The organism is Goodfellowiella coeruleoviolacea (assembly GCF_024171785.1).
Taxonomy (GTDB): Bacteria; Actinomycetota; Actinomycetes; order Mycobacteriales; family Pseudonocardiaceae; genus Goodfellowiella; species Goodfellowiella coeruleoviolacea.
On the sequence record NZ_JAMTCK010000013.1, the window covers coordinates 182,948 to 200,128 of the forward strand.

General features: G+C 71.1%; 14 protein-coding genes and 1 pseudogene. 6 read left to right on the plus strand and 9 right to left on the minus strand.

Going from position 1 to position 17,181, the window contains the following annotated elements; genetic code table 11:
• Positions 1–488: 488 nt before the first annotated feature.
• Together LX83_RS26355 and dut are read right to left on the minus strand one after the other, a co-directional pair.
• Positions 489–1,136: a DUF3710 domain-containing protein gene (locus LX83_RS26355; RefSeq protein WP_253776050.1), complete on the minus strand. Its 648-nt coding sequence runs from the start codon at positions 1,134–1,136 to the stop codon at positions 489–491.
• 173 nt (positions 1,137–1,309) lie between these two features.
• Positions 1,310–1,765: pseudogene (gene dut / locus LX83_RS26360) on the minus strand (dUTP diphosphatase); the annotation flags it as partial.
• Positions 1,766–1,813: 48 nt separating this feature from the next.
• On the opposite strand from dut, the gene LX83_RS26365 reads away from it, so the two are divergent.
• Complete coding sequence (locus LX83_RS26365; RefSeq protein WP_253776266.1) at positions 1,814–2,302, plus strand: DUF3093 domain-containing protein; 489 nt, start codon at positions 1,814–1,816, stop codon at positions 2,300–2,302.
• Positions 2,303–2,425: 123 nt separating this feature from the next.
• Here LX83_RS26365 and LX83_RS26370 read toward each other — a convergent pair whose 3' ends face one another.
• Positions 2,426–2,725, minus strand: a complete 300-nt coding sequence (locus LX83_RS26370) for a DUF4193 domain-containing protein (protein WP_253776053.1) — start codon at positions 2,723–2,725, stop codon at positions 2,426–2,428.
• 508 nt (positions 2,726–3,233) lie between these two features.
• On the opposite strand from LX83_RS26370, the gene cei reads away from it, so the two are divergent.
• Entirely contained in the window at positions 3,234–3,935 is a 702-nt protein-coding gene (cei, locus tag LX83_RS26375) for an envelope integrity protein Cei (RefSeq protein WP_308204054.1), read from the plus strand.
• Between the two features lie 139 nt (positions 3,936–4,074).
• Here cei and LX83_RS26380 read toward each other — a convergent pair whose 3' ends face one another.
• Entirely contained in the window at positions 4,075–4,878 is an 804-nt protein-coding gene (locus LX83_RS26380; protein ID WP_253776058.1) for an inositol monophosphatase family protein, read from the minus strand.
• Positions 4,879–4,976: 98 nt separating this feature from the next.
• On the opposite strand from LX83_RS26380, the gene ppgK reads away from it, so the two are divergent.
• The 3 genes from ppgK (at position 4,977) to LX83_RS26395 (ending at position 8,034) form a co-directional block, all read left to right on the plus strand.
• Positions 4,977–5,741, plus strand: coding sequence for a polyphosphate--glucose phosphotransferase (gene ppgK / locus LX83_RS26385; RefSeq protein WP_253776060.1), 765 nt, complete (start codon positions 4,977–4,979; stop codon positions 5,739–5,741).
• Positions 5,742–6,019: 278 nt separating this feature from the next.
• Positions 6,020–7,408 (plus strand): RNA polymerase sigma factor, encoded by a 1,389-nt coding sequence (locus tag LX83_RS26390; RefSeq protein WP_253776062.1) that lies wholly within the window; start codon positions 6,020–6,022, stop codon positions 7,406–7,408.
• A gap of 446 nt (positions 7,409–7,854) precedes the next feature.
• The gene (locus LX83_RS26395) at positions 7,855–8,034 is read left to right on the plus strand and encodes a DUF7455 domain-containing protein (RefSeq protein ID WP_253776064.1); all 180 of its coding nucleotides are present in this window, start codon (positions 7,855–7,857) and stop codon (positions 8,032–8,034) included.
• Between the two features lie 304 nt (positions 8,035–8,338).
• Here LX83_RS26395 and LX83_RS26400 read toward each other — a convergent pair whose 3' ends face one another.
• The 5 genes from LX83_RS26400 to LX83_RS26420 form a co-directional block, all read right to left on the minus strand.
• Positions 8,339–9,511, minus strand: a complete 1,173-nt coding sequence (locus LX83_RS26400) for an ROK family protein (RefSeq protein WP_253776066.1) — start codon at positions 9,509–9,511, stop codon at positions 8,339–8,341.
• 140 nt (positions 9,512–9,651) lie between these two features.
• Positions 9,652–11,181: a sugar ABC transporter permease gene (locus LX83_RS26405; RefSeq protein WP_253776068.1), complete on the minus strand. Its 1,530-nt coding sequence runs from the start codon at positions 11,179–11,181 to the stop codon at positions 9,652–9,654.
• A 101-nt stretch (positions 11,182–11,282) separates the two neighbouring features.
• The gene (locus LX83_RS26410) at positions 11,283–12,056 is read right to left on the minus strand and encodes an ATP-binding cassette domain-containing protein (RefSeq protein WP_253776069.1); all 774 of its coding nucleotides are present in this window, start codon (positions 12,054–12,056) and stop codon (positions 11,283–11,285) included.
• A gap of 148 nt (positions 12,057–12,204) precedes the next feature.
• Entirely contained in the window at positions 12,205–13,335 is a 1,131-nt protein-coding gene (locus LX83_RS26415) for a sugar ABC transporter substrate-binding protein (RefSeq protein ID WP_253776070.1), read from the minus strand.
• A 446-nt stretch (positions 13,336–13,781) separates the two neighbouring features.
• Positions 13,782–15,527 carry a DEAD/DEAH box helicase gene (locus LX83_RS26420; RefSeq protein ID WP_253776072.1) on the minus strand — a complete coding sequence of 582 codons (1,746 nt, stop codon included), beginning with the start codon at positions 15,525–15,527 and terminating at the stop codon, positions 13,782–13,784.
• Positions 15,528–15,757: 230 nt separating this feature from the next.
• Here LX83_RS26420 and LX83_RS26425 point away from each other — a divergent pair, with 230 nt between their 5' ends.
• On the plus strand, positions 15,758–16,999 hold the full coding sequence (locus LX83_RS26425; RefSeq protein WP_253776074.1) for a YihY/virulence factor BrkB family protein: 1,242 nt from the start codon (positions 15,758–15,760) through the stop codon (positions 16,997–16,999).
• Positions 17,000–17,181 lie beyond the last annotated feature (182 nt).

A 17,181-nucleotide genomic window follows, 5' to 3' on the forward strand; every position in this document is an offset into this window, starting at 1 on the left:
GTGAAACAGCCGGCAGCAGTGCCCACCAAAGACAACCTGAACAGGGGTCCCCCGCGAGGGGGTCCCCCTGATTTCACGTTACCGGTGAGCACCGACAGAAACCGGGCGCCGCCGTCCCCTCGGCTGGCGGTGAGAACCTGCCTGAGCCGGAACTGATGGCAGCCAGGACTGAACCCGAACCTGATGCCAGCCAGGCCCTGAACCTGACGGCAGCAGAACCTGACGGCAGTCAGCAACGCAACGGCAGTCAGAACCTGATGGCAGCCAGCAACGCGACGGCAGCGAGCATCCGCCCGAACCGGAGCCCGCCTGCCGCGCGAAACCGGCCCCGCCGTCAGCCACGGACCGCGACCGGCGGAGCCAGCGGCAGTCAGCGCCCGACGGCAGTCAGCGCCCGACGGCAGTCAACGCCCGACCGCGGGCGGAGTCACCCCTGCGGGCGGCCGGTGGCCGCCCGCGCGGGTGTTCGTGCGCGCCCGGTGGCGCGGTCAGGCTTGTTGTTGGCCGGCCTGGGCCTGGGAGATGTGCCTGGCGATCTTCTCGGGCAGTTCGATGGGCAGCGGGGTGCGCACCGGCAGCGGGTGGCCGCCCCGCACCACCACGGTGCCGCGCACCAGGTCCCGCAGGGCCGTGGCCACGGCGTCGGCGTGCTCCTGGGGACCGGCGCCCACGGCGCGCAGCATCCAGCGGGGCCCGTCCACGCCGATGAACCGCACGGTCACGCCCTGGGTCAGGGCGACCAGTTCGGGGCCCCACTCGCCGGTCTCCCGGTTCACCCGGGCGCCGTCGCTGGTGAGCTGGGTGGTCAGCTCCTGGCTGACCTCCTTCCACAGCCCGCCCGACCGGGGTGCGGCAAAGGCGTTGACGGTGAGCTGGCCGCCCGGGGTGATCAGGTGCACGGCGCGCACCGCGCCGGCCGGGTCCATCTCCACCTGCAGCTGCGCGCCCACCGGCACCGGCAGCCGGACCGAGCCGAGGTCCAGGCGGGACACTCCGTCGTCGGGCGCGTCCGCCTCGTCGAACGGGCCGGTCACGTCCTCGTCGAACCGCTCGTCCGCGTCGAACTCGGCGTCGATCTCGGACCGCTGGTCGAACTGGTCGTGCTGCCGGCCGCGCTTGCGGCGCCTTCCGAACATCGTGTCTACCCCTCCGTCCCCTGCCGGCTCTGTGATCCGGCACCGTCCGCCGCCCCGCCGCCCGCCTCCGTGTTGACCGGCTCGACATTGGCCACTTCGGTGTTGGTCACGTCGGCGGAGATCTCAGCGCTGGGTGACGGTACTCGCACCGGGCCCTCCAGTGAGCCGTGGAACACGGGATGTCCACCGGTCGAGCCATACCCGCCGCTGCCGCGTTCTGACTCGGGCAGGTCGGTGAGGGAGTCCACCTCGCGGAACACGGCGTGCTCCACGCGTTGGATCACCAGTTGCGCGATCCGGTCACCGCGGGTCAGCACCACCGGTTCCCGGCGGTCGTGGTTGATCAGGCAGATCCTGATCTCGCCCCGGTAGCCGGCGTCGATCGTGCCCGGGGTGTTCACCACGCTCAGCCCGACCCGGGCCGCCAGCCCGGAGCGCGGGTGCACGAAGCCCGCGTACCCCTCGGGCAGCGCCACGGCGATGCCCGTGCCGACCACCACACGTTCACCCGGTTCGATGACCACGTTCGTGGTGGTCACCAGGTCCGCGCCGGCGTCTCCCGGACGGGCGTAGCTGGGCAACGGGACACCCGGGTCGAGCCGGGTCAGCAGGACCTCCACGGTGGGCACGGCGCGCGAGACTACCCTGAACCCGTGACCGACAGGGCAGGTGCGGCCATGACCCGCGAGAACAGCAGCGAGCAGCCCGGGCGGCAGGTGCGGCCCGAGTTCTCCGAACGACTCTCCGTGCCCTGGTGGGGGTGGCCGTTGCCGCTGGTGGCCGGCTGCCTGCTGGCGGCCGAGGTGAACATGGGTTTCCCCGGCATCTGGTACTGGCTGCCCTACCTGGTGGCGGTGCCGCTGGTGGTGCTGCTGTTGCTGATGTTCGGCCGGACCAGGGTGCGGCTGGCCGACGACGAGCTGTGGGTGGGTGACGCGCACCTGCCGGTGGAGTTCATCGACTCGGTCGAGGCGATCTCGGCCAAGGACAAGCGCAAGGCGCTCGGCCCCGAACTGGACCCCAGGGCGTTCGTGCTGCACCGCGGCTGGGTCGGGCCGGTGCTGCGGGTGCGGTTGAACGACCCGGACGACCCGACCCCCTACTGGCTGTTCAGCGTCCGCGCCGCGGACCGGTTGGCCGAGCTGCTGCGCGAGCGCATCCGCTGAGCCGGCCGGGTCGGCGGGATCGGGACGGGTCAACGACAACGCGCCGGGTCGCACCCCGTTTCGGGGTGGCGGCCCGGCGCGTCGCGGTTGTCGTGCGGTGCGGCCGTCAAGCCGATGTGGCCATCACGCGCAGTCGCGGCAGATGTACTGCCCGTTGTTCTCCTCGGCGAGCCTGCTGCGGTGGTGCACCAGGAAGCACCGGGAGCAGGTGAACTCGTCAGCCTGCTTCGGCAGCACCTTGAAGGTGAGTTCCTCACCCGACAGGTCGGCACCGGGAAGCTCGAAGTTCTCTGCGGTCGCGTCTTCGTCGACGTCGACCACACCTGACTGCGTCTCGTTACGCCGCGCCTTCAACTCCTCAAGGGAGTCCTCAGCGAGCTCGTCCGCTTCGCTGCGGCGCGGAGCGTCGTAGTCGGTCGCCATCTCTTACTTTTCACCCCTGCGGTCGACGGAGACTGTGTTCGTGCCGCTGGTCAACGTCCCAGCGCCCCAATTTGTGCCCTCCGCCCACGTGACGGAGGTCTCGTGCCCACGGTCGGACGCCCACCCCCTGAGAACGCGTGTGCCAGTCCGACCATCGTGTGCAGAGCGCGGAGAGGGTAGCCCACCGCGCGCGGTTTCGCGCATCGGGTCACCCACAGGGAGTCCATGCCACGAAAGGACCTGGCCTAGCTGGCCGGATACGCTGGTGACCAGTGTTGCCACCTCGTGCGGAGCGTGATGCTTGTCATTCACACTATGACTGTCCGCGTCGACCCGATCGCGTGCCGCAACGGCAGCGCCGGGGGTATGCGACCCCACGGGGAAACGCGGCAACACCTAGGCTGATCAACGCGAACAACTCAGTGACCGGGGAAACACTTCTGTGACCGGGCAAGTGGCGAACTTCAGTAACCGGGCTAGTGGCGCGAGGCCAGGAAGGACGGCGGACGTGGGTGCCGCGGGCGTCAGGGGGAGCAGTCGGTTGTCGCGTTACCGGCGGCGGCGACCGCTACCGGCGTTGGCGCTCTTCGTCATCCTGGGCATGGTGGCGGTCTTCGTCTGGGTCGAGGTGCTCAGCGACGCCAACGACGTGAACGCGGCCACCCGGTGCAATGCTCCGACGAACCCCTCGCTGGGGCCGTCCGGGGAACCCGCCGCCCCGGTGGGGCAGGTGCTCGGGCACGACGCCCTTGACCGCACCGACCCGATCCCGGTCAACGAGGTGCAGGTGCGGGTGTTCAACGGCAGCACCCGGCGCAACCAGGCCAAGTACGCGGCGACCGCGCTGACCGAGCTGGGCTTCCAGCAGGCGGCGGAACCGGACAACGACCCGGTGTACCCGGCCAGCGACCTCAACTGCCGCGGCCAGATCAGGTTCGGCGCGAACGGCGCGCAGGCCGCGCGCACGCTCAGCATCGTGGAGCCGTGCCTGGAGTTGGTCCGCGACGACCGGCAGGACGCCACAGTGGACTTCGCCGTGGGCGAGAAGTTCGACGAGACCAAGCCGAACGGCGACGCGCGCAAGGTGCTCGACCAGCTCAAGGCGTGGGCGGAGCAGCACCCCGAGCAGCCGGGCGGGCAGGTCGCCGAGGCCAGCCAGCCCACCCTGGACCCCGCGCTGCTGCAGGCCGCCCGCAACGTGCGCTGCTGACGCCGCCGCCGGGCCCGTGCGCCCTCCCGGCAGCCGGGCGGCACCGGGCGGCACCGTGCGGCCCCCGCCGGTCCGCAGCGGTCAGGGCCCGCGTCAGGGCCCGCGCTCAGGGGCTTGGGCGGCTGGGTGGCGGTCAGAGTCAGACAGCGGCGAAGCCGCAGTCGTGCAGGGCGGCGTGCAGCTCGTCGACGATGCCCGGGGTCGCGGCCACCGTGGCGTCCGCGCCGAACCTGTTGTCCGCATCGCCCGGCAGGGTGACGATGGCGCCGGCCTCGGCCGCCACCAGGGCTCCGGCGGCCCAGTCCCACCGGTTGAGGCCATGCTCCACGTATGCGTCCGCCCAGCCCGCCGCCACCGCGCACAGGTCCAGCGAGGCCGCTCCCGCGCGGCGGATGTCCCGTACCCTGGGCAGCAGGTTGGCGACCATCTCGGCCTGCCGCGCGCGGCGTTCGACGCGGTAGGCGAAACCGGTGGCCACCAGGGACAGGTCCAGCCTGGTGGTGGTGGACACCCGCAGCCGGGCACCGTCCAGGTAGGCGCCGTGTCCGCGCGCCGCGGTCCACGCCCGGCCGGACACGGGCTCGACCACCGCTCCCGCCAGTGACACCCCGTCCAGCTGTGCGGCGATGGACACCGCGTACCAGGGCATGCCGTAGAGGTAGTTGACCGTGCCGTCGATCGGGTCGACCACCCAGCGCAGCCCGGCCGTGGTCGAGTTCCCGCCCTCCTCCTCGCCGAGCACCGGCTCGCCGGGGCGGAGTTCGGCGAGCCTGGTCCGGACCAGCCGCTCGGCGGCCCGGTCGCCGGCGGTCACCACATCTGTCGCACTGGACTTGGTGTCCACCTGGTCGACGGCGGCGCGCCTGGTGGTGAGCACCAGCTCACCCGCTTCGGTGGCGACGCGCAGCGCGGTGTCGACCAACTCGTGGAGGTCGTGCCTCAAATTGTTCCTCTTCACATACTCGCAGGACACCTATGGACTACACCAGGCTAGATTCTGCGGACACCACGGACTGAATCGAGTAGGAAGGGACCACGGGGATGGGCGGTACTACCCGCGGGTTCGGGGTTGACATTGGCGGTTCGGGCATCAAGGGCGGCCTTGTTGACCTGGAGGCAGGTGCGCTGGAGGGTGAGCGTCTTCGCATCCCCACGCCGCAGCCGTCGACCCCGGAGGCGGTCGCCGACGTGGTCGCCGAGATCGTCGAGAAGTTCGCCTGGGACGGCCCGGTCGGCATCACCCTGCCCTGCGTTGTGAAGCAGGGCACAGCGCTGACAGCGGCCAACGTCGACAAGCGGTGGATCAACACCGACGCCGCCGCGCTGTTCGCGATCCGGCTCGGGTTGGCCAAGGACCAGGTGGTGGTGCTCAACGACGCGGACGCGGCCGGCCTGGCGGAGATGCGGTTCGGCGCGGGGGTGAACCGGTCCGGGGTGGTCACGCTGCTCACCTTCGGCACCGGCATCGGCAGCGCGCTGTTCCTGAACGGCAACCTGGTGCCCAACACCGAGTTCGGCCACCTGGAGGTGGACGGCCACGACGCGGAGAAGCGCGCGGCCGCCTCGGTGAAGGAGGACAAGGACCTGTCCTGGGAGGAGTGGGCCGAGCGGGTGAGCCGGTACCTGGGCGCGCTGGAGAACCTGCTCTGGCCGGATCTGATCATCGCCGGCGGTGGGGTGAGCAAGAAGGCGGAGAAGTGGCTGCCGTTGTTGAAGGTGCGCAGTGAGGTGGTCGCGGCGGCGCTGAAGAACGACGCCGGCATCGTCGGCGCCGCCTCGGCGGCCAGCGGCGGCATCGGGCACTGACCCTCGCGCCACCACTGCCGGACGACGAGAACCGCACCCCGTTCTAGCTGCACTGATGCTGGTTGACGCGAGTTTGCTGGCCGCGTGGAGCAACCAGGTGCGGTTCTCGTCGTTACAATGGAACGGTGCCCACGACCAAGGGCCGGCGGCGGGAGAGCGGTTGGGACCGCAAGCTCTCCTGACGCGGACTCTCAGGCCGATGGGTTCTCCCCCGAATTCTGGCGACCGAAGTTCGCGCGCTTTGGTCTGCCGTGATCGATCGTCGCGAAAGGGCGTACGTGGCAGCCGCAGAAACCGCAACCCGACGCTCCAGCACCGCCGCGAGCGCCGCCAAGACGAGCCAGGCCACCACCACCACGACGGCCGCGGTAAGGGCGGAGCCTGACGAGGCCGCCAAGCCGACCACCGGGCGGAAGACCGCGGCCAGGTCGACCGGCGCGAAGAAGTCGGCGACCGGCCGGACCACCAAGGCGGCATCGCCGGGCGCCAAGACCACCAGGGCGCCCAAGAAGACCGCTGGCAAGGCGAGCCCGACCAAGGCCAAGAAGGTCTCCGACTCCGACGAGCCGGACGACCTGGAGTCGCCGGACGTCGAGGACCTCGCCGACGTCGAGGTCGACCTCGTCGACGACGACGTCACCGACGAGGCCGAGGCTGAGGAGCCGAAGCCGGGTGACGGCGACTTCGTCTGGGACGAGGAGGAGTCCGAGGCCCTCCGGCAGGCCCGCAAGGACGCCGAGCTGACGGCGTCGGCCGACTCGGTTCGGGCCTACCTCAAGCAGATCGGCAAGGTCGCGCTGCTCAACGCCGAGGAGGAGGTCGAACTCGCCAAGCGGATCGAGGCCGGCCTCTACGCGGCCGAGCGGGTGCGCCGCGCCGAGGAGGAGAACGAGAAGCTCGTTCCGCAGATGCGCCGCGACCTCCAGTGGATCGTCCGCGACGGTGAGCGGGCCAAGCGCCACCTGCTGGAGGCGAACCTGCGGCTGGTGGTCTCGCTGGCCAAGCGCTACACCGGCCGGGGCATGGCGTTCCTGGACCTGATCCAGGAGGGCAACCTCGGTCTGATCCGCGCGGTGGAGAAGTTCGACTACACCAAGGGTTACAAGTTCTCCACCTACGCGACCTGGTGGATCCGGCAGGCCATCACCAGGGCCATGGCCGACCAGGCCAGGACCATCCGCATCCCGGTGCACATGGTCGAGGTGATCAACAAGCTCGGCCGCATCCAGCGGGAGCTGCTCCAGGACCTCGGCCGTGAGCCCACGCCGGAGGAACTGGCCAAGGAGATGGACATCACCCCGGAGAAGGTGCTGGAGATCCAGCAGTACGCCCGGGAGCCGATCTCGCTGGACCAGACCATCGGCGACGAGGGCGACAGCCAGCTCGGCGACTTCATCGAGGACTCCGAGGCGGTCGTCGCGGTGGACGCGGTGTCCTTCACCCTGCTGCAGGACCAGCTGCAGTCGGTGTTGGCCACGCTGTCCGAGCGGGAGGCGGGCGTGGTCCGGCTGCGGTTCGGCCTGACCGACGGGCAGCCGCGCACCCTGGACGAGATCGGCCAGGTGTACGGCGTGACCCGGGAGCGCATCCGGCAGATCGAGTCGAAGACCATGTCGAAGCTGCGCCACCCGTCGCGGTCCCAGGTGCTCCGCGACTACCTCGACTGAGCTGCCCCTTCGCGACACGCGCACAGCCCGCAGCGGTGCCCCTGGCCGGTCAGCACGACGGCCGGGGGCACCGGTGCGTTCGGGGGCGTTCTGGGGTGGCTGTCGAGCGGCCTTGGCCGGCCCTGGGCCCGCTGGCGGCTGGTGTGCGTGGGCGGCCGGCGGCGCCGTTGGTGGGCTGACGGGCCGGGTGGCGCGGTCGGCCGGTGTTCGCCGTGCGTGAACGCGGGAAGCATTCGAAAGCACGGAAACGTTAGGTAGAGCGATTGATCGCTGCGACATCCGGGTAGTTCCTGACGTGACGGCAATCGCCAACCGCCTGGGAACACTGACGTACGGCCGAGCGTCTGCAAGAGTGGAACTAGCGAGCACCGCGGACCAGCCAGGGCGCTGTGGTCGCAGCCGGATCAATGGCACCAACCCTGGTGCCGGGACGGAGGGAGACACCCATGACCACCACGCTCACCCGCCCCGAGCTGACCGCTGCAGACCGTTGCGACCGCTGCGGGGCCGCCGCGCAGATCCGCGCAGTGCTTCCGACCGGCGGTGAACTGCTGTTCTGCGGTCACCACGCGCGTGAACACCGGGCGAAGCTGCGGGAGCTGTCGGCCGAGATCCAGGAGGGCTGACCGCACCCGCACTCCGGGCGCACAGGGCGGGCGAGACACCCAGGTCTCGCCCGCCCTGGTGTTTTTTCTTCCCGGTGCCACCCGCTGGCCCGCCACCCGGTACGAGCCCGCCGAGCCGCCTGAGCCGGAACCGGCGCGCCGACCCGCGGTGCGGAACCCGGGCCCGCGGCGATGAGGTCGACGAGGTCGATGAGGTCGACGAGTTTCCGGCACGTCCGAGGTCAGTACCCGGTGCGGACCGGACCAACCAGAGGCCGGGGCGTGTCCTCGCCGCGTGGAAGCCGCTCGGGTGCGGCGGCGCGGCTCACACGTTGTCGAGGATGGGTTCGAAGGCCAGTTCGGCGGCGCCCACCAGTTTGGCGTCCCGGCCCAGCGGGGAGCTGACCACGCGGGTGCCGCCGACCGCCCTGCTCACCAGGCTGCGCTCGCGCACGATCGCGCTGACCCGCTCCACCACCTGGGCGGGCAGCGCGGTGAACAGGTCGCCGAGCACGACCAGTTCGGGCGCCAGCATGTTCACCACGTTGACCAGGCCGAGGGCCAGCCAGTCCATGAACTCGCCGAGCCGGTGCGCCACGCTGTCCGGGTGGCTGGCCAGCGAGCGCAGTTCGGCGACCAGCGCGCCGCGCGGTGAGCCCTCGGGCAGTGCCATGGCCCGGCACAGCGCGGCCTCGCCCACCTCGGTCTCCCAGCACCCCTGGCAGCCGCAGTAGCAGGCGCGCCCGTCCGGGCGGACCACCATGTGGCCGATCTCGCCGATGTAGCCGCCGGCGCCGCGCAGCGGCGCGCCGTCCGAGATCACGCCGCCGCCCACGCCCACGTCCGCCGAGATGTAGACGATGTCCGAGGCGGTCCTGGCCGCGCCCCGCACGTGTTCGGCCAGTGCGCCGAGTTCGGCGTCGTTGCCGACCTGGACGGGCAGCCGGAACACCGCGGACAGCCGGTCGCCCAGTGGAACGTCGGTCCAGTGCAGGTTGGGTGCCTCGTGCACGAGCCCGTCGGAGCGGCGGACCACGCCCGGCACGGACACGCCAACGCCCACCATGTCCACGGACAGCTCGTCGGCCAGCAGCCGGGACGACTCCACGATGTGGGTCAGCACCTCGTCGGGGCGGCGGGCCTTGCCGTGCAGGTTCCAGCTGTGCCGGCCCAGGATCTCGCCGCCGATGCCGACCATGGCGATGGCCACCTGTTCGACCCGCACGTCCACGGCCAGCACCACGGCCGCGTGCGGCTGCGGCAGCACCAGCAGCGACGGCCGGCCGGCGCCGCTGCGCTGGGCCGGCAGCTTCTCCACCACCAGCCCGATCGAGGCGAGCCCGTCGACCAGTGCCTTGATGGTGCTGCGGTTCAGACCGAGTTCGGTGGCCAGCGCGGCCCGGGTGCACGGACCGCCGACGTGCAGCCGGCGCAGCACCGCGGTCCGGTTGTGTCTGCGGACCTCGTCCGGGCGGGCCCCAGCGGTCGATGTGGTCACGTGGTCATCCCGTCAGTCCCGTTCAGCGGGTGCGCCTTGCCTGCTCGTGCCGTGCACAGTGGACACCAGTTGACTACCACGAGCGGATCGACGCTGATCCGCTCGGGTCCTGATCTCCCACGTGGCGCGCGTCAGGCGGTTCAGCGCGGCGCGGCCGCGGCCCGCCGCCGGGACAGCGCGTCCACACTGGCCGCCAGCAGCAGCACCAGGCCGGTGACGATGGAGACGACCGCGGCTGGCTGCTTGAGCAGGCCGAGTCCGTTCTGGATGATCGCCAGCACGGCGCCGCCGATCACCGCGTCGCGGATCCTTCCCTTGCCGCCGAACAGGGACGTGCCACCGATCACGGCCGCGCCGACCGCGAACAGCAGGGTGTTGCCGCCACCGGCGTTCGGGTCGACCGAGCCGACCTTCGAGGAGTAGACGATGGCGCCGAGCGCCGCGACCGAGGAGCAGATGACGAACACGCTCATCCGGATCTGGGTCACGTTGATGCCGGCCCGGCGGGCCGCCTCCTTGTTGCCGCCCACCGCGTAGATGTGCCGGCCGTAGCGGGTGCGGTCCAGCACGAAGGTGCCGATCACCAGCAGCACCAGCACGATCGGCACCACGTAGGGCACACCGGAGATGGTCACCACGTTGCTCACCGAGCGGTTGAGCGTCAGCAGGTAGGTGGCTGCCGCGCCGAGCACGACCACGGCACCGACCCGGACCGCGACCAGGGTGGTCGGCTGGGCCACCAAACCCTTGCGCAGCCGGCTGAAGTGCCGGGTGAGCACCACCGCGGCGTAGCCGCCGGCGGCGACCACGAACAGCGCCCAGCTGGCCGCCGTGGACAGGTTTCCGTTGGCCACCGCGAACAGCACGTCGTTGCGCAGCCCCAGGGTGCCGCCCTCGCCGATGAACTGGAGCACGACCCCGCCCCAGGCCAGGAACAGCGCCAGGGTCACCACGAACGAGGGGATGCCGACCTTGGCGACCAGGAATCCGGTGATGCAGCCGATCGCGGCGCCGACGCACAGCGCCAGCAGCATCTCCACCCACGGGTTGGCCGGGACGCCGGCCAGCACGATGACCAGTGCCACCGCGGACAGCCCCGCGCCGATCCAGACGCGCAGCAGCAGCGCGAGCACCACGGCGACCACGAGCGCCGCGGCGAACAGGTAGAACACCGTGGTGCCCATGCCGGAGAGCAGGTTTCCGTTGCGCACCAGGTGCAGTGCCATCACCGAGGCGGTCACGCCGGACGCGGTGCCCGCGGACAGGTCGATCTCGCCGAGCAGCAGCACGAAGACCAGGCCCATGGCGATGATCGTGGTGCCGGTGCCCTGGGCCAGCAGGTTGGCGATGTTGCCCAGGGTCAGGAAGCTGTCGGACAGGGCGCTGAACACGACCAGCAGCACCACCAGACCCAGCAGCGCGGGCAGCGAGCCGAACTCGCCGCCGCGCACCCGGGCGACGTAGGCGCGCAGGGCCTCGCCGGTGGTCTGGGAGGTGGTGTCGATGCCGAAGTCGGCGATGGCCGCGCTGGGGGTCGCCTTGTCGGTGCTCCTGTCCGGGCCCTTGGCGGTGTTCTTGGCGGTCGCGCCGGCCTCGCCCCCGGTCGGGGCGGGCCCGCGCTCGTCGTTCTTGTCGCCGGTCGTCGCCGTGCCGGCTGAGGTGTCGCTCATGCTCGGGGTCCTCACGAATGCCGGGCCGGTTCTGGTGGTCCGGTCCCGTGGACGGTGGGTGGCCGACGTGCTGCGGCCGGGTGTGGTGGGCTGGCCGGTCGCTAGACCGCGGCCATGTCCGGCCGGGCGATGCCCAGGTCACCGGAGCGGCCGGCGGTGATCAGCTCGACCACCTGGCTGTGGCTGACGTCCTTGGTCGGCAGCTCGGCGGCCATCCGCCCCAGGTACAGGCAGGCGATCCGGTCGGCCACCTCGAACACGTCGTTCATGTTGTGGCTGATCAGCACCACGCCCAGGCCCTGTTCGGCCAGGCGGCGCACCAGGTCGAGCACCTGGCGGGTCTGGGCGACGCCGAGGGCGGCGGTGGGCTCGTCGAGCAGCACGACCTTGCTGTCCCACAGCACGGCCTTGGCGATGGCCACGGTCTGCCGCTGGCCGCCGGACAGCGCGGCCACCGGGGTGCGCACCGACTTCACCGTGCGCACCGACAGCGAGGCCAGGGTTCGGCGTGCGGCCTGTTCCATGTCGGCCTCGTCGAGCACGCCGGCCTTGCCGCGTTCCCGGCCGAGGAACATGTTCTGCACGATGTCGAGGTTGTCGCACAGGGCGAGGTCCTGGTAGACGACCTCGATGCCCAGGTCGGCGGCGTCCTTGGGGCCGTGGATGCTGACCTGCCTGCCGTCGAAGAGCACCTCGCCCGAGTCGGTCGGGTGGATCCCGGCGATGCACTTGACCAGGGTTGACTTGCCGGCGCCGTTGTCGCCGACCAGTGCGGTGACCTCGCCGGCCCGGACGGTGAAGTCGACGTCGTGCAGCACGTGCACGGCGCCGAAGCTCTTGTTGATGCCGCGTAGTTCGAGAATGGGCTCGCTCACCGGCACTCCTCCATGCGTGAACGGGTGGGGCCGTGGCGGGGTGCCGTTCGGGGTGTGGTCGGCACCCCGCCACGGGGGCGTTCCGGCCCGCGACCGCCTCGGGTCGCTCGGTCGACGGTGGGTCGGGCCGGACTGCGGGTGGTGGTGCTCAGGAGATGCCCTGCGCCTGGCACAGCGCGGCGGTGTCGCCGGTGCACACGTCGGAGACCTTGATCTCGCCCTGGTCGAACACGGTCTTGACCTTGTCCTTGGTGATCAGCTGCGGCTCCAGCAGCACCGACTTGACGTCGCGGTTGCCGGTCGGGTCCTTCTCGGTCTGGGTGGCGATCTTGTCGGCACCCGCGGTGTCGCCCTTGGCCAGTGCGGCGGCCAGCTTGGCGGTGGCCTCGGCCTCCTGCTTGATCGGCTTGTACACGGTCATGTACTGGTCGCCGCGCAGCACCGCCTTGAGCCCGTCCGGGGTGGCGTCCTGGCCGGTCACCGGGACCTTGCCGTTGAGGCCGTACTTCTGCAGCACGGTGATGACCGCGCTGGCCAGCCCGTCGTTGGCGGCGATCACGCCGTCCACCTTCTGGCCGTTGCCGGTGAGGATCTGCTCGAAGGTCTGGCCGCCCACCTGGTTGTCCCACTTGTCGATGGGCTGGCTCTGCACCAGCTTGTAGGCGCCCGAGTCGTACTTGGGCTGGAGCACCCGGCGCTGCCCGTTCTTGAACAGGGTCGCGTTGTTGTCGGTGGGGGCGCCCTGGATCTCGATGATCTCCGCGCCCTGCTTGTCACCCAGCGCGTCGGCCAGGCCCTGGCCCTGCAGCTGGCCGACCTTTTGGTTGTCGAAGGAAACGTAGTACTCGGAGCTGCCGCCGAGGTTGAGGCGGTCGTAGTCGATGGTGGGGATGCCCTGTGCCTTGGCCTTGGCGGCCACGGCCGAGCCGCTCTCACTGCTGATCGAGGCGATGACCAGGACCTTCACGCCACTGTTGATCATGCCGTCGGCCAGGGTGGAGAACTTGTTCACGTCGCCCTGGGCGTTCTGCACGTCCGGGTCCAGCCCCTGGGCGCGCATGGCCTGTTCGAGCAGGGGCTTGTCAAACCCCTCCCACCTGGCCGAACTGGTCGTCTCGGGCAGGATCACGCCCACCTTGATGCCGCCACCGGAGCTGCCGTTGCCGGCGCTGGTGGTGCTGCTGCTCGAACCGCTGTCAGCGCTGTTGGCCCCACATCCCGTGAGGCCCATGACCAGGCCCGTACCCGCAGCGACGAGGGCCAGGGTTCTGCTGCGCATGCGCCATCCCTTTCCTGCCAGCCATGACGGCGTCGATGCCGCCGACCGAGAATGTTGTGGCGCACAACGTATGCCCCCCAGCCGGGTGACTGGAACCACACGGAATCGATACAGGTGAATTTCCGCAACACGATGCGGCAACAGCGAGATAACTAACCGGGTGACTGACTGCGACATTCACACCAAATGTTCACGCAGTGTAACGGCCAGATGGCCGGCAGATGACCGGTGCGCGGCCGCCGGATGTGCGGTCGGTGCGGCTTGTCCAGGACCTGGTTCAGGACCTGGTGCCTCGGTTCGCGGCCTGGTTCAGCGCCCCGTTCCGGCCCCGTCCCGGGTCCCGTTCTGGCCCCTCGTTCTGGGCCTGCCGGGGCTGATCCGGGCAGCCCGCGCCAACCCGACCGGCGGATCGGGTTGGCGGGCGGGCCGGGCGTCGCTGGTGGGCGTCACCAGGAGCGCAGCGTGGCGATGCGCTCCTCCAGCTGCTCCACCGTGGCCATGGCCGTGGGCGGGCCACCGCACACGCGCCGCAGCTCCCCGTGGATCACCCCGTGCGGTTTGCGGGTGCGGTGGTGGTGCAGCGCCACCAGGGTGTTGAGTTCCCGGCGCAGCGAGGCCAGGTGCTCCTGCACGCTCGCCGGGCGGGCCGGCTTGGGCTCGGGCGGTGGTTCGGGCTGCTCGGCCTTGCGCCTGCTGGCCTGGGCCAGCTGCTCCTGCTGGCGCTGCCGCAGCAGCGCGCGCACCTGGTCGGGTTCGAGCAACCCGGGCAGCCCCAGGTACTCCTGCTCCTCGGCGGTGCCGGCGAGCGCGGCCGTGCCGAACGAGTTGCCGTCGTAGATCACCTGGTCCAGCTCGGCCGAGGCGCCGACCGCGGTGAACGCGCGCTCCTCCTCACCCGGCTCGTCCTTGGTGCGGTTGGCGTCGGCGACCAGCTCGTCGTCCCAGCCGCCCTTCTCCCGGTGCGGCTTGCCGAGCACGTGGTCGCGCTGTTCCTCCAGCTCGCTGGCCAGCTGCAGGAGCACGGGCACGCTGGGCAGGAACACGCTGGCCGTCTCGCCCGGCCGGCGCGCCCGCACGAACCGGCCCACCGCCTGCGCGAAGAACAGCGGGGTGGACGCGCTGGTGGCGTAGACGCCCACGGCCAGCCGGGGCACGTCAACGCCCTCGCTGACCATCCGCACCGCCACCAGCCAGCGGTCGTCCGAGGCGGAGAACTCGGCGATGCGGCCGGACGCCTTGGGGTCGTCGGAGAGCACCACCACCGGCTCGTGCCCGGTGGTGCGGTGCAGGATGTCCGCGTAGGCCTTGGCCGTGACGTGGTCGGTGGCGATCACCAGGCCGCCCGCGTCCGGCACGCCCTGGCGCACCTGGGTCAGCCGCTTGTCCGCGGCGGCCAGCACGGACGGGATCCACTCGCCGGTCGGGTCCAGCGCGGTGCGCCAGGCCCGGGCGGTGTGCTCGGCGGTCAGCGGCTCGCCCAGCCGCGCGGTGTACTCCTCGCCGGCGCTGGTCCGCCAGGTCGTCTCACCGGAGTAGGCCAGGAAGATCACCGGCCGGACCACGCCGTCGCGCAGCGCGTCCGCGTAGCCGTAGGCGTGGTCGGCGCGGCTGCGCAGCGCACCGGCGGAGTCCGGCTCGTACTCCACGAACGGGATGGGCGAGTCGTCGCTGCGGAACGGCGTTCCGGTGAGCGCCAGCCGGCGGGTGGCCGGGGTGAACGCCTCCCGGATGGCATCGCCCCAGGACTTGGCGTCGCCGCCGTGGTGCACCTCGTCCAGGATCACCAGGGTCTTGCGGTTCTCCGTGCGCACCCGGTGCAGCGAGGGGTGCGCGGCCACCTGGGCGTAGGTCACGGCGACCCCCCGGTAGTCCCGCGAGGTCGCCCCGGAGCTGTTGCGGAAGTTGGAGTCGATCGGGATGCCGGCCGCGCTGGCCGCGCCGGCCCACTGGTGCTTGAGGTGCTCGGTGGGCGCGACGATGGTGACCGTCTCGACCGTGCGGTCGGCCAGCAGCTCGGCGGCGACCCGCAGGCCGAAGGTGGTCTTGCCGGCGCCGGGCGTGGCCACCGCCAGGAAGTCCCTGGGCTTGGTGGTGAGGTACTTCGTCAGCGCTCTGCGCTGCCAGGCTCGCAGCGGCCGCGCCTGCACGCCCGCTGCCGGGTCAGCCTGGACCAGGGAGTCGGGCTGGGCCACGGACTCTCCGCTCCTTTCCTCGGGGTCACCGGCTCGTGAACGCACGAATGCCCTCACAGGGCGCCAGCAGCACTGCCGGGAAGCTGGTGAGGGCGCATGGCAGCCTACCCGTTCGGCCGATCGCCCCGGTGGCGCAACACCCGTGGGCCGGGCCACGCCCGCGCGCCACACCCCTGATGTCGGGGTTGGTTGGGCCCAGCCGAAGTCCATGCACCATGCTTGAGCACGCGATGGATCCGCAGTCCGGTCACACCACGGCCCGCAGCAGCCACCCGTCCGGTGAGCCACCGGTGCGGCGAGGGGCGCTGCGGCTGTTCGCGCGCACGCTGGCCAAGGCGTGGGAGGGCAACATCTTCTCCGAGGCGGCCGAGGCCGCCTTCTGGCAGACGATGTCGCTGCCCCCGCTGCTCCTCGGCCTGCTGGGCAGCCTGGGCTTTCTGGGCGACTGGTTCGGGCCGGACGTGGTGCACCAGGTGCAGGGCAAGATCCTGTCGTTCAGCCAGACGATCTTCAACCGGGACGTGGTGGAGCGGATCATCGCGCCCACCGTGGCCGACATCCTCACCAAGGGCCGCAGCGAGATCGTGTCACTGGGGTTCCTGCTCTCGCTGTGGGCGGGCTCGTCGGCCATGTCCTCGTTCGTGGACGCCATCACCGTCGCGCACGGCCAGTACGGGGTGCGGCACGACGTGTGGCAGCGCATCTTCGCGCTGCTGCTGTACGTGGCGTTCCTGGTGCTGGCCATCGTCGGGCTGCCGGTGCTGGCCATCGGCCCCGACCTGCTGCCCAACTTCTTCCCGGTGGCCTGGCAGCCGACCATCACCGAGTGGGTCAGCCTGCTCTACTACCCGGTGGTCGCGGTGCTGCTGGTGCTCGCCCTGGCCACGCTCTACAAGCTGGCGCTGCCCCGCAAGCTGCCCTGGCACCGGGGCCTGCCCGGCGCGGTGCTGGCCATGGTGGTGTTCATCCTGTCCAGCATCGGCCTGCGGCTCTACATCGGCTGGATCACCACCACCGGCTACACCTACGGCGCGCTGGCCACCCCGATCGCCTTCCTGCTGTTCGCGTTCTTCATCGGGCTGGCCATCGTCAGCGGCGCCTACTTCAACAGCGCGATCCAGGAGATGTACCCGGCGAAGATGACCCGCCGGCAGCGCCGCAGGTGGCGGCGGCTGGAGATGGAGCGGGCGGCCGAGCGGCTGCGCGCCGAGGAGGGCCGCCGGGCCTGGCGGGCCAGGCGCCCGGCGGACCAGCCGGGCGACCAGCCGCTCCTGGACGACCAGCCCCCGGACGACCAGCCCCCGCACGGCCAGTCCCCGGACGTTCAGCCACCGGACGGCCCGTCCGGGCCGTGGGCCGAGCAGCCGGGGCGCGGCGCCAACGGCCGGCCGCCCACCGCGGACCGGGCCCGGCGACCGGAGTACGGCCGGCCCCCCTCGTCGGACGAGTCCAACCGGACGGATACTGACTGAGCGTGTCCGCCAGCGGGCACCTAATATGCTCCATTCGTGGTCAGGCCCTGATTTCGTGTGCTGCCCGTAACGGCGGTGTCGCGTGTACGAAATGACCACAAGGGTGACGCAGGTCATGAACTGGCACATAGTTGCTCCGCCGTCACCCGCCCCGCGGGGCCAGTGCGCCGCAGCGCAGCAGC

Coding starts and splice junctions, on each gene's coding strand:
- LX83_RS26425 (WP_253776074.1), top strand. CDS start 15,758: ATGGATCCGCAGTCCGGTCACACCACGGCCCGCAGCAGCCACCCGTCC.
- LX83_RS26370 (WP_253776053.1), bottom strand. CDS start 2,725: ATGGCGACCGACTACGACGCTCCGCGCCGCAGCGAAGCGGACGAGCTC.
- LX83_RS26415 (WP_253776070.1), bottom strand. CDS start 13,335: ATGCGCAGCAGAACCCTGGCCCTCGTCGCTGCGGGTACGGGCCTGGTC.
- LX83_RS26365 (WP_253776266.1), top strand. CDS start 1,814: ATGACCCGCGAGAACAGCAGCGAGCAGCCCGGGCGGCAGGTGCGGCCC.
- LX83_RS26395 (WP_253776064.1), top strand. CDS start 7,855: ATGACCACCACGCTCACCCGCCCCGAGCTGACCGCTGCAGACCGTTGC.
- LX83_RS26355 (WP_253776050.1), bottom strand. CDS start 1,136: ATGTTCGGAAGGCGCCGCAAGCGCGGCCGGCAGCACGACCAGTTCGAC.
- LX83_RS26405 (WP_253776068.1), bottom strand. CDS start 11,181: ATGAGCGACACCTCAGCCGGCACGGCGACGACCGGCGACAAGAACGAC.
- ppgK (WP_253776060.1), top strand. CDS start 4,977: ATGGGCGGTACTACCCGCGGGTTCGGGGTTGACATTGGCGGTTCGGGC.